This window comes from Nocardia sp. NPDC004568 (assembly GCF_040609955.1).
Lineage (GTDB): Bacteria > Actinomycetota > Actinomycetes > Mycobacteriales > Mycobacteriaceae > Nocardia.
Genome location: NZ_JBEXLL010000016.1, coordinates 14,129 through 26,083, shown reverse-complemented (window position 1 = coordinate 26,083; position 11,955 = coordinate 14,129). Strand labels below are relative to the sequence as shown.

Sequence of the window (11,955 nt, the reverse complement as noted above, 5' to 3'; positions counted from 1 at the left end):
CGAGGTTTCGGCCTCGCGCGCTGCCGACGCGGCGACCCGGGCCGAAAAGGCAGTGACCGTCCCACCGGCGCGGTGGGACGGTCACTGCCGATCTTCTTGGGGGTCAGCCGAGGCCGAACGGCAGGCCCCAAACGGTGACGACCTGTTTGGTGGTCTCCGTCTCCACCTCCACCTCGGTGAACGCCCTGGCCTGGGCGTAACCCGCGCAGCCGGAGAGACCGATTGTGCTGTTACGCCAGGTGACGCTGCCGCGTGTACCGGTGGTACGGCTGAACGGACGATGCGATTCGGATCCGAAGGCATCGGGGCCTTCGAGGTCGAGGAGATAGAACTTCGCCGCTCGACCGGGCCCGAGGCTCAGGTTGCCGCCGAGACTTCCGCCGACCGAGGGGTTGCGCCCGGCCCAGTCGGAGCTGTAGTTCGCACCGCTGTTGGCGCCGCCACCGGCGATATTCACCTGGCAGCCCACGATATAGCCGGGTTCGATCTTCACCGAACGGGCCGGCGCCGACAACTCGACCTCGGCGGTGGCGGAGACCCAGGCGTTGCGGTGTAGTGGCGTAGCGCCCATGGACGGGCTGATGGTGGCCGATTCACCGACGATCCGGACCCTGACCTCGGTACCGTCGCCGAGTGTTTCGGCGACCGCACCGCCCGGCAACGGAACGAAGGTATCGGCGGTGGCGATACCGGTATGCGTCAACCCGAGGGCTGCGCAGGCCACGAATGCGGTGCGGGCGATTTTCTTGTGATCGATCATTTTCGTAATACCTCTCCGGAGACGATTTCCGGCTCGACTGGGGATGGGGCGGCCGGTCCGGTTCAGCCGATACTGAACGGAGCTCCGTACAGGGTGGTCTTCGAATAGTGGTCGCCGATGATCTCGACCACCGTGTAGGACCGGGCCTGGGCATAGCCGCCGCAGCCCTGGATCTCGATTTCGAAATCCCGGTAGCCGAGGTGGTAGACACCCGGCCGGAGGATGTCTTTGAAGCCGATCTGCACGAATTCGACTTCGCCCGGACCGAGCTGTACCCCGACAGAGCCGCCCACTCCGCCGCCGTTGGTGCCGAGATTGCCGGCCAGCCCGGCGGTGATCGCCCGATCGCCGATGCTGACCTGGCAGCCGACCAGGTACCCGGTATTCACCTGGGAAGCGGCGTGGGTCGACGAGTTGTTGGTGCCCGGCCAGTCCGCAGGGGTGGAGTACGGCCCGGGACGCTCGACGGTGGGTGTGTCGGTCACCTCGGCGGTGACCGTGCCCGAAACCCACACCACCCGGCCGTCGCCGTTGGCGGCCATCGACGGTGATACGACAGCGTGTTCGCCGGTGCGGGTGACCGTCGCCCCGGGCGCGAACTCCCGTCCGTCCGGCAGCGGAACGAAGGTATCGGCATGGGCGACCCCGGTGATCAGCAGGCCGGCGACGGCCGTACATACCGCGCCGGTCCCGGTGCGGCGTACAGCGCTGCGCAGGCCGCCGGTAGGCGCCGGGTTCGGAACTGTTGATTTCATGGGTGATCCTCATCTCGATCGAACGTGGCCCGCCGGCCGGACGTCGGCCGCCCGGCCGGGCATCGCCACAGGAACGGCGGTCGCGGCGGTCCTCCGGGGGACCACCGTCTTGTTCCAGGGAGGCGGCACAGCTCGCACTCGAAGACCGGCGGACCCGAGTGGTGCGGAGAGCCGAACGCCGCCCGGGGCCGGCATTTCTGTGCCCGCCGTCACAGGGTGTACACAGTCGGCGGCGCAGTCCTGCCGCATCTCACTCATCGAGAGCAGGACCGGAGCACCGGCCGGCAACACTCGACGCCGTCGGCGACGGTGGCCGTGCACCGAGCGGTGCGACCGCCGTCACACGCGCCGTATCCGCGCTTTGCCGACGGACCGTGGTCCCGGCCATCGAGACCAGCGCGCCGGCAGGCAGTACTCGACGGCGAATATGAGCCGATCGGTCCCTGACACCGTCTACGACAGGAGCGCTGTGAAACTGCAGAACAAGGTCGCCATCGTCACCGGCGGAGCCGGCGGGATCGGCCGTGCGATCACCTCCGTGTTCGTCCGGGAAGGAGCCGATGTCCTCTTTGCCGATATCGACACCGAACGCGGTGCCGCGCTCGAGGCCGAACTCGGTGCGCGGTCACGGTTCCTGCCCATCGACATCGCGCAGCCGACCGCCGCGGCCTCGATCCGCGATGCCGCGGTCTCCGCCTTCGGTGCCGTCGACATACTGGTCAACAATGCGCACGCCTCCCGGCAAGCCCTGTTGGTGGACACCACAACCGAGATGTTCGACCTGTCGTTGCGCACCGGTTTCTTCCCGACCGTGCAGCTCATGCAGGCCTGCTACGAGGAGTTGAAGAAGTCCCGGGGTGTGGTCGTCAACTTCGCTTCCGGCTCGGGACTCGAGGGGATGCCGCGGCAGACCTCGTACGTGGCGGCCAAGGAGGCGATCCGCGGCGTGAGCCGGGTCGCGGCCAACGAATGGGCGCCCGACGGTATCCGGGTGAACGTGGTCTGCCCGTTCGCCGCCACCGAAGGGGTGAATGCCTGGGCGGCACAACATCCGGATCAGGCGGCCGCGGCCGTATCGAAGGTACCGCTGGCGCGAATCGGCGACCCCGAAACCGATATAGCCCCGATCGTGGTGTTCCTGGCCTCCGAAGAGTCCCGGTACATGACCGGACAGACCGTGATGGCCGACGGTGGCATGATCCAGCTGCGCTGACCGGGCAGCCGCATCACGCGAACAGGGTCAGACGAGGTTGTCTTCCACCGGCAGCCCGAGCGCGCCCCGGCCGTACAGGGCGAGAGCGCGTTCGGGCTCGTTGGCGACGTGCGCACTGCCGGCGTGCGCGTCCCGCCAGGCCCGCTCGATCGGGTTTCCGCGGCTCAGTGAGTTACCCCCGGCCGTCTTGAACAGGAGATCGATCGCCTCCAGGCTGCGTTCGCCGGCCCGCACCTGATCGCGGCGCGACCGTAGGCGCATCCAGGTCGGCAGCTCCGCGCCGGCCCGGGCCAGGTCCCACAGATCGCCGAGGTTGCGCTCCAGCTGGAGGGTGGCCGCGTCGACCTCCGACGCGGCCCGGGCCACTGCCACCTGGGCGAACGGGTCTTCGGCGAAACGGGCGCCGCCGAGGCTGAGCCGCACTCGTTCGCGCATCTCGCCCAGATACGATCCGTAACAGCCGGCCACGATACCCACGATCGGGACCGTGACGGCATAGGTGAAGATCGTGGCGAACGGCAACCGATAGAGCGGCCCCGTGTTGACCTTCTGCCCTGGCCCGCGCAGCTGCGCGGTCTCGTAGTTGCGCACCACCCGATGGGCGGGGACAAACGCTCTGTCCACCGTGATCCCGTTGCTCGCCGTACCGCGCATTCCGACCACGTCCCAGACGTCGTGAACGCTGTAGTCCGCCTCCGGAACCAGCGCGGTCATGAAGTCGACCGGACGGCCCTCGGCCCCGAAGAGCAGCCCGCCGAGCAGGGCCCACGAAGGGTGGTCACAACCCGACGAGAACTTCCAGTGACCGGTGAGCTCATACCCGCCGTCCACCGGCACCAGCTGCCCCGTCGGCGCGTACGCCGAGGACACCAGCACCGAGTTGTCGGCACCCCAGACCTCGTCCTGGGCACGCTGATCGAACAGCGCGAGATGCCACAGATGCACCCCCAGCACCGCCGTCAGCCACCCGGTGGAGCCGCATACTCCCGAGATCTCGCGCACGATCCGGTAGAACTCGACCGGGTCGCCCTCGGCCCCGCCGTATCGCCGGGGCTGCAGCATCGCCAGCACACCCGTACTCTGCAGTTCATCGATGCTGCGGCGGGGGACGTGTCCCGTTTCGTCGACCCGGCGCGCCCGCGCGGCGAGCACCGGCAACAGCTCGCGCACCGCGTGCCGGACATGATCGGTCATCGGGAACTCCTGAGGATTCGGCCGGTCGCGGCGATCGTAGGCGGAGGTGTTCGCCGGGATGCTCGACGAGGTCTCGTCCAGCGGGACCCGGCAGGTCCGTCCGGCCGTGTTGTCCGCGAAGTAGGCAGACCCCTAGAGCCACTGTCCGGATTGAACCGCCAGCAAACGGTCGAGCGCCTCGGCCGACCATCTGGTTTCCGGTTGTGGCGCAGTCCCGCGGTCGCGGCGCGCCATACCGGATTCGGGATACAGAAGCCGCGCGACCTCGCGGGCCGCACGGGCGACCAGCGGGGCGACCCGCTCGAGCTGCGCGGTGTGGGCGTCACCGCACAGCGAGATACCCGCCACCGGACCATCGACCCCGCGGACCGCCACACCCACACACGCGACGCCCCGCACCGATTCACCGCGTTCGAACGCCACGCCGCGGCGCTGGCGGATGCGATCGAGTTCCTGGTGCAGGGTCACCAGATCGGCGATGGTGCGTTCGGTGCACCGGTTCAACCGGCGTTGATAGAGCGCGTCGACATTCTCCGGATCCATCCATGCCAACATCGCTTTGCCACCCGCGGTCGAGTACGCCGGGCCGCGGCCACCCACCCGGGACGGGAGCGAAGCGGCGAACCGGCCGCCGACTTTGTCCAGGCAGACGGTTTCACCACCGTCGAGGACCGAAAGATGTACGACCATCGCGGTGCGCAGATGCAGCTCGTGCAGCAACGGCGCGGCGGCCGCGCGGATCTGGGCGTGCCCCCCGTCGCCACCACCGAGTCCGAGTGCCCGCCGTCCCAGCCGATAGCCGACCGAGGCGTGTTCGACCCAGTGGGAGCGGACGAGTTGATCGAGGATCCGGTGTACGGTCGAGCGCGGCAGCAGGGTCCGGGACACGACTTCCTCGAGTGGCAAGCGCGCGGCGGGACCGTCGAACGCGTCGAGGATCAGTGTCATGCGTTCCACCATCGACGGGGGCAGCTCACGCCGCGGATTCCGTATCGGAGACACCGAACCCGTATCAACGACCGCCATCGAGCCTCCAACCAACCCGGCCTCTGCGTTGAGCAGGCAACAAAACTGAAATGAATTCTAATTATAACAGTGACCCGGGTCACCGGAAAGATCGACATGACGAACCGGGGCAACGCCACCACCGCACCGCCCGGCGGGGGGCGGACACCGGCGGGCCCGAGGGCGCTCCAACTGCCTGCCGTAGGCGCCATATCCGCCGGCTCGCTTAGGGTTGGCCGATGACCGATCGTTCGATGGATGCGGTGCAGCGCGGCGAGAGCGCCTCGCCGCCCACTACCCGCGTGCTCGACGTCATGGATTTCCTGGTGCGGCATCGGGGTGCGCAGCCGGGCCTGTCCGAGGTGGCGCGGCGCTGCGCGATCAGCAAGCCGACCTGCCTGGGCATACTCACCGAACTCACCGCTCGCGGCTACCTCCGGTGCGACCCCGACACGAAGACCTATCGATTGGGTCCGGCAATGGTCACCGCGGGCCGGGCGGCGCAACGCGACTTCGCACCGGATCCGGTGGTGTCCGAGCAGTTGGAGTCGCTCAGCCGCCGGTTCGATGCCATGTGCGTCGCCTCGAGCCGAGTGGGCGACGAATTCATGGTGCTCGAGGTCGCGGCACCGCCGCGAGCGCGTCCTCTCGTCGAGGTGGGTCAGATCTTTCCGGTGGCCCTGCCGACCGCCCTGATGTACCTGCTGTGGCAGTCCGACGAAGCACTCGAACGGCAAGTGCGGGAGGAACATGCGTGGATGGCCGGGATCGATCTCGGCGATCTGCGGCGCATGGCGGTCGAATGCCGCACCGTCGGATACCTCGTCGAGCGTTTGTCGCCCACGCTCGAACGGGTCTATCGCATTCTGGGAAGCACGACCGCCCGTGACCTCTCGCCGGACCTGCGGGGCCTGATCACCGAACTCCTGGCCGGTATGGGGCGACGGCGCGTACTGCTACACGACGAATTACAGGGCGGCGGGGCGGATTCGACCCATCGCGTCGGGGTCATCGCGGCGCCCACCTTCGACAGGTCGGGCGACCAGGCCCTACTGCTGGCCATCAATCTGCAGACCGATCTCACGGCAGCCGAGATAGCCGAACGCGGGTCCGCCCTGAAGGCCGCGGCGGACACGCTCACGACCGAACTCGGTGGCCGCAACCCCCACCGGTAGACCTCGGCGCCGTATCCGTCACACCACTCCCCGGGAGACGCGGTGGCTCACCGGACGGATGCCGCCGGCGGCCGGCCGGGTTCTCGTCGCCCAGCCATCTCGCCTTCCGGACCTGGCCCGAAGGTGGGCGCCTGTCGTGAGATGCCCTGCGCGGCCGGCAATCGGCGGAGCGGGGTTGACCGGCGCGCTCGAACGGATGTACCGTGACCGACGACACAATCTACCGGATCGGTCGAATATTCGACCGATCCGCAGATCGGTGCCGGAAGGTGTGGTTGTCCGTTCGACGGTTTCACTCGTCGCCGGAGCGATTCGCCGTCCGGCAGCGGCCCGGACCACCGGCCGTCCCACGAATTCGGCGCCGCACAGGGCCCGAGACGGACAGGTCCGAATCCGCCGATCACCACTCGGTGATCCCGGTACACGACACGATCACCGATGAGCACGTCCGACAGGCCGGCGCCCATCCCATCAGGAATTCCGGTTCCGGAGGTCATACATGCTCATTCACCGCTCGGCCCGTCGCCTGTACGCGGCGGCCGTCGCAGCTGTCGGCGCGGTGCTGATCACCGTCGCCGGTGGCGGAGTAGGCGTCGCCCCGGCCGCCCCGCCGGTTCCCGGGGGAATACTTCTCGGCGCCCGGCCACTGACCACCGTCGCGGCGCTCCCCAGTGCCGGGCGAACAGATCTGATCACCTACACCTCCCACGACGCGCACGGGCGACCGATCGTCGTCTCGGGCACCGTCGCCGTCCCACGATCGGCCCCACCCGCCACGGGATGGCCGGTGATCAGCTGGGCGCACGGAACCACGGGTTACGCCGATCCCTGTGCGCCTTCACGGGACATCGATACCGGCCCGGCACACGACTATCTCGGCCCGGTGACCCAGGTTCTGGACACCTGGATCCAGCGCGGATACGCCGTGGTCCAAACCGATTACCAGGGCCTGGGCACACTCGGCGGACACCCGTACATCAACGGGCTCAGCGAAGCCAACACTGTGACCGATATCGTGCAAGCGGCTCGCGCACTCGACCATTCGATCGGCACCGACTGGGTCGCCGCCGGACACAGCCAGGGCGGCCAGGCAGCGTTGTTCACCGCCCAGTACGCCGCGTCCCGGCAGCCGGAGCTTTCGCTGAAAGGTGCCATCGCCATCGCGCCGGGCGGGATCGGCCTCAGCCGGATGGTCGAATTCGTCGACAGCGGCCAACCGGGCGCCGAAGCCGCCGCGGCATTCCTCCCGCTCATCGTGCTGGGCGCGCATGTCGTCCAACCGGCGATCGACCCCGGCACGCTGTTCACACCGGCCGCACAGCCGATGCTGCACGCGGCGCGAACCGGTTGCGTGGCGCAGATCCGCGATGTGCCGCCGATCCCGGCGACCGAGATCTTCGAACCCGACGCCGACTTCAGCGCCCTGACCCGGTACCTGGAAGAGCAAGACCCCTCCGTCACCGTGCCCGCCGTGCCGGTGATGATCGCCCAGGGCACCGCGGACACACTGGTCACCACGCCCGGTACGAATTCGCTCGTCGACGCGCTCTGCGACAAGGGGGCGACGGTCGACTACCGGATCTACGACGGTCAGGACCACCGGGCAGCCGTCCCCGGCTCACTGGCCGACGCACAGCGATTCGTGGCCGCGGCACTGTCGGGCGAACCCGCCACCGATACCTGCGCGGCCCGATGACCGACGCGACCGCCGCACTTCTCGAGCGGCGATCGGCAGAGTCGCCGATGCCTTCGAGTCCATGTGGGTGCGGGTGGCGGCAGCCCCCGTCGGCCCAGACCGTCAAAGGCACAGGAGCGTTTTCCGAGTGCGACCAACGCCGAGCGAGGACCGCGGGCATTCGAATCATGCTCGAGCCGGCGGCACGATGAACACCGGCGATTCCGCAGGCCTCCCGACCGGGGCGGCCGAGCGAGAACCGGGAATGGAGTACCCCGGGGCGGCGTCCGCGGCGAGATCGCGGAAGTTTCCGTTGCCGCCCGTGGTGCGTGAAAACACTCCCCCTCCGATCCGGAACCCCTGCGCTCCTTTACGTCACAGTGACAACATCTCCAGCGGGGCGCCCCTAGAGAAGGGCAGCGGAGAACGCGGAACAAATCGGCGACGATGCGAGAGATCCGGGCCACGACGGCCGGCGGTCTCCCGGGAGGGCCGGCCCTCCCGTCCACCGGCCCCGGCCGTCCCCACCGCCAGGGGGGAACCAGCGGATCAACGCAGCGCCGCGCTTGCCACTCGCAACTCTTCGAGGGCCGCCAGGATGTATCCGGCGAGCCCGTCCGTGGCATCACGATCGCCTTCGGACCATTCGGCGTACCCCCGCTTGAAGGCCAGGACGCCCAGTTCACCGGCGAGGGCCGCGACCGGGTCGGGCACGCCGCGGTCGATCAGGGCAGCGGTCATCGCGGCCGCGAGGCCGATGCTCTTGAGGGCATCGCGCTCTTGGAGTTCGGCGCTGGCGGCAATGGCCGCCTTCAGCCGAGGCGCGATTTCACGACTCATGGGACCCAGCGCGGTCGAGGCGCGCACGAGACCGGCGGCGACCGCCTCGAGCGGGCCGGCGGCGCCGGGGGCATCGGCGATCCCCTCGGCCAGTAATCGGCTCAGCGTCTCCTGGCCGGCCACCAGCACCTCGCGCTTATCGGGAAAGTGCCGGAAGAAGGTGCTTTTCGTTACTCCGGCACGTTCGGCGATCTGCGCGACCGTGGTGGCGTCGTACCCCTGTTCGGTGAACAGGTCGACGGCGGCCACGACGAGGCGATCACGAGCTCCTGGTTCCCACCGACCCATGGCTCCACTATAAGTGACGGGACAACTATCCCATCACTTGCTACAGTGACGAGATAAGAGTCCCATCACTGGCAGGAGAGATCCATGCGTGTTCTCGTCACCGGCGGCACCGGTCTGATCGGATCCGCCGTCGTCGCCGAACTCCTCGGCAACGGTCATACCGTCCACGCCCTCGCCCGCTCCGACGCATCGGCTCGCGCCGCCGCGGCGGCCGGCGCCGAACCGCTCCGCGGGTCTCTCACCGACCTCGATGTCCTGCGCGCCGGCGCCGCGGACGCCGACGGGGTGATCCACCTTGCGTTCGGCAACGACTTCAGCAGCCCCGAGGCATTGACGCGGGCGGTCGACGAGGAGAGCGCCGCACTCGCGGCCCTCGGTACGACACTGATCGGCAGTGACCGTCCGCTCGTCACGGTCGCGGGCACGCCCGCTGTGCCCGGCCGCGCTTCCACCGAGTCGGACCCGCTGTCGACCGACGGCCCGGTCGGCGGACGCGGTCGTACGGTCACCGAGATCCTGGGGCTGGCCGCGCGCGGGGTCCGCACCTCGGCGGTACGGATGCCCCGCACAGTGCACAACGCCGGCGAGGGCGGGTTCGCCGGGATGTTGACCGGAATCGCACGCCGGACCGGCGTATCCGGCTACCCGGGCACCGGCACGCAACGATGGCCGGCCGTGCACGCGCTCGACGCGGCCGTCCTCTTCCGACTGGCTCTGGAAAAGGCCGAAGCCGGAACATCCTGGCACGCTGTGGCCGACGAGGGCGACGAGGTCCGCGACATCGCCGCCGCCATCGGCCGGCGGCTGGGTCTGCCCGTCGAACCGGTACCGACCGACACCTACGGTCCTCTCGGCCCGATCTTCGCCACCGACCAGCCCTCGTCCAGCGTCCGCACACAACAGGTACTCGGCTGGAAGCCCGAACATCCCGGCCTCCTGGCAGATCTGGAGAACCTCCGGCCCTGACCCGATTCCGGTGCCTCCGCCGCCGATCGGGACCGCACCTGCTCGCGGCACCGTGGTCGGGCTACGCGCCGGAGCACTCTTCGCACAGCGCGTGGGATGACTTCCCTGCCAAGGGGCCGATATACCTGCGGTTTCGGCACGTTGTCGGCCTACGGTGCGGCGACGGAGCCTGCGCTGATGAACTCCATGAGATGCCGTCGAAAGGCCTCGGGCTGTTCGAGATGCGGAAAATGTCCGGCGCCGGTGATCACTGTGCTGTGTGCGGTCGCCTCGGCGGCTTCGGCCCCCACACACTGGTCGTGTTCGCCGTGCAGGTAGAGCCAGGGCTGGGTGGGGGTGGCGGCCAATGTCTGCTGCTCGGCGATGAGGCCGGGATCGTTGAGTTCGGGGTGGAAGCCGGCCCGGTACCAGCCGAGCGCGGCGGTAAGGTGCGCCGGATCGGGTAGCGCCCGCTTCGCGGCCGCGACGGCGGCTGTGTGGGCGAATCCCGGTGACCATTCCGCCCACAGTCGGTCGAGGAACACACCGTTGTCCGCGGCGAGAATCGCCTCGGCGGCGGGGTGCTGGAACAGGAATGTATACCAGGACCTGCGCAATTGGGTGTAGCTGCTCATCATCTGTGCGAGAACGGTGGCGGGTGGCACGGAGATCGTGACGATGCGTGCCCATTTCGCGGGGTCGAAAGCGGCGGCGCCGTAGGCGATCGCGGCGCCGATATCGTGGCCGATCAGCACCGCCCGGTAGTCTGCGCCCAGGGCCTGGTGGAGTCGGTCGATATCGCGTACGTAGGCGCCGCCCTGGTACAGCTCGTCGGCGGGTATCTGGGTGGGGGCATAGCCCCGCAGCCACGGTGCGACGGCCCGGTAGCCCGAGTCGCCGAGCGCGTCGAGGATGTCGCTCCACGAATCGGGGCTGTCGGGGAACCCGTGCAGGACCATCGCCAGCGGTCCGTCTGCCGGTCCGGCTTCGAGACAAGCCGTTGTCAGGCCGGGCAGGTTGATCGATTGTCTGGTGGCCATATCGTTTCCATTCGGGGTTGTGGTGGATTCGCGGAAAGACGGCCCCGCGCCGACGATGACGCGGCCGCGGAGGTCAGATGTCGAGGGTCAGGTGGCCTGTCAGGGCACGGGATACGCAGATCAGCATGCGGTTGCCAGCGTTGCGTTCGGTCGTGGACAGTACCGAGTCGCGATGGTCGGGGGTGCCGTCGAGGACCCCGGTCTCGCATGTTCCGCAGATGCCGTCGCGGCAGGAACTGTTCACCGCGATACCGGCTTGCTCGAGGGACTCCAGGATGCTGCGGTCGGGCTCGACAGTTACCTCGAGACCGGATTTCGCGCAGTGCACTGTCAATTCGGCTGCGGAGCCTGCGGGTTCCGCGGGCGGTGCCGCCCGGAATCGTTCGGTCTGGATGGCGCCCGGAGGCAGGCGGTCGGTGAGCGCGTCGAGGGCTTGCAGCAAACCCTCAGGCCCGCAGGCATAGACGAGTGTGTCCGGTGTGCTCGCCGTGAGTATTCGGTCGAGGTCGAGGATTCCGGAGGTGTCCTCCGTGATCAGGTGGACCCGGTCACCGTGGGTGGCCAGGGTTTGCGCGAAGGCCATCGCCGGCGGAGTCCGGCCTCCGTAGTGCAGTGTCCATGGCGTACCACGCTGGGCGGCCTCGCTGAGCATGGGAAGGATCGGGGTGATCCCGATACCCCCGGCGATGAACAGGTAGCGCGCCGCCGGGGCGAGGGTGAAGTTGTTGCGCGGCGGCGACACGGTGAGGGTGTCGCCGATGTGCAACCGGTCGTGGATGAACGCCGATCCGCCCCGTCCTTCGGGTTCGCGCAGGACAGCGAGATCGTAGCCACGGCGGTCGGCGGGGTCGCCGCACAGTGAGTACTGACGGACCGCACCTGTGGGCAGGTGGAGGTCGATATGCGCGCCGGGCGTCCACGGAACGAGTGAGCTGTTGCGAGCGGGTGTCAGGCGGAGGGCGACGACGTGCTCGGCGATCAGCTGTTTGTGCTGGACAACCACCGTCTGCCGCTGTGGCTCGGCGACTGTTTGTGTGGGGGGAGCTGCCTGTTTCACGGTGGGCC

Annotated in this window: 11 protein-coding genes; 4 read left to right on the top strand and 7 right to left on the bottom strand. The window is 68.6% G+C overall.

Going from position 1 to position 11,955, the window contains the following annotated elements; all coding sequences use genetic code 11:
- Nucleotides 1-103: 103 nt before the first annotated feature.
- The gene (locus tag ABZV91_RS10560; protein WP_355238564.1) at nucleotides 104-760 is read right to left on the bottom strand and encodes an MspA family porin; all 657 of its coding nucleotides are present in this window, start codon (nucleotides 758-760) and stop codon (nucleotides 104-106) included.
- Nucleotides 761-822: 62 nt separating this feature from the next.
- Nucleotides 823-1,515, bottom strand: coding sequence for an MspA family porin (locus ABZV91_RS10555; protein WP_355238561.1), 693 nt, complete (start codon nucleotides 1,513-1,515; stop codon nucleotides 823-825).
- A gap of 469 nt (nucleotides 1,516-1,984) precedes the next feature.
- Between ABZV91_RS10555 and ABZV91_RS10550 the strand changes: the two genes are divergently transcribed.
- On the top strand, nucleotides 1,985-2,728 hold the full coding sequence (locus ABZV91_RS10550; protein ID WP_355238559.1) for an SDR family oxidoreductase: 744 nt from the start codon (nucleotides 1,985-1,987) through the stop codon (nucleotides 2,726-2,728).
- A gap of 27 nt (nucleotides 2,729-2,755) precedes the next feature.
- Here the strand turns inward: ABZV91_RS10550 and hsaA are convergent, their stop codons facing one another.
- Together hsaA and ABZV91_RS10540 are read right to left on the bottom strand one after the other, a co-directional pair.
- Nucleotides 2,756-3,922, bottom strand: coding sequence for a 3-hydroxy-9,10-secoandrosta-1,3,5(10)-triene-9,17-dione monooxygenase oxygenase subunit (gene hsaA, locus ABZV91_RS10545; RefSeq protein ID WP_355238557.1), 1,167 nt, complete (start codon nucleotides 3,920-3,922; stop codon nucleotides 2,756-2,758).
- Nucleotides 3,923-4,054: 132 nt separating this feature from the next.
- Entirely contained in the window at nucleotides 4,055-4,948 is an 894-nt protein-coding gene (locus tag ABZV91_RS10540; RefSeq protein WP_355238554.1) for an IclR family transcriptional regulator, read from the bottom strand.
- Nucleotides 4,949-5,166: 218 nt separating this feature from the next.
- Between ABZV91_RS10540 and ABZV91_RS10535 the strand changes: the two genes are divergently transcribed.
- Both ABZV91_RS10535 and ABZV91_RS10530 read left to right on the top strand, forming a co-directional pair.
- Nucleotides 5,167-6,102 carry a helix-turn-helix domain-containing protein gene (locus ABZV91_RS10535; protein WP_355238551.1) on the top strand — a complete coding sequence of 312 codons (936 nt, stop codon included), beginning with the start codon at nucleotides 5,167-5,169 and terminating at the stop codon, nucleotides 6,100-6,102.
- A 499-nt stretch (nucleotides 6,103-6,601) separates the two neighbouring features.
- Nucleotides 6,602-7,798: a lipase family protein gene (locus tag ABZV91_RS10530; RefSeq protein WP_355238548.1), complete on the top strand. Its 1,197-nt coding sequence runs from the start codon at nucleotides 6,602-6,604 to the stop codon at nucleotides 7,796-7,798.
- Between the two features lie 528 nt (nucleotides 7,799-8,326).
- Here the strand turns inward: ABZV91_RS10530 and ABZV91_RS10525 are convergent.
- Entirely contained in the window at nucleotides 8,327-8,905 is a 579-nt protein-coding gene (locus ABZV91_RS10525) for a helix-turn-helix domain-containing protein (protein ID WP_355238545.1), read from the bottom strand.
- A gap of 84 nt (nucleotides 8,906-8,989) precedes the next feature.
- Between ABZV91_RS10525 and ABZV91_RS10520 the strand changes: the two genes are divergently transcribed.
- The gene (locus tag ABZV91_RS10520) at nucleotides 8,990-9,871 is read left to right on the top strand and encodes an SDR family oxidoreductase (RefSeq protein ID WP_355238542.1); all 882 of its coding nucleotides are present in this window, start codon (nucleotides 8,990-8,992) and stop codon (nucleotides 9,869-9,871) included.
- Between the two features lie 149 nt (nucleotides 9,872-10,020).
- On the opposite strand, the gene ABZV91_RS10515 is transcribed toward ABZV91_RS10520, so the two are convergent.
- Together ABZV91_RS10515 and ABZV91_RS10510 are read right to left on the bottom strand one after the other, a co-directional pair.
- Nucleotides 10,021-10,890 (bottom strand): alpha/beta hydrolase, encoded by an 870-nt coding sequence (locus ABZV91_RS10515; RefSeq protein WP_355238539.1) that lies wholly within the window; start codon nucleotides 10,888-10,890, stop codon nucleotides 10,021-10,023.
- Nucleotides 10,891-10,963: 73 nt separating this feature from the next.
- Nucleotides 10,964-11,893: a PDR/VanB family oxidoreductase gene (locus tag ABZV91_RS10510; protein WP_355238536.1), complete on the bottom strand. Its 930-nt coding sequence runs from the start codon at nucleotides 11,891-11,893 to the stop codon at nucleotides 10,964-10,966.
- Between the last annotated feature and the right edge of the window lie 62 nt (nucleotides 11,894-11,955).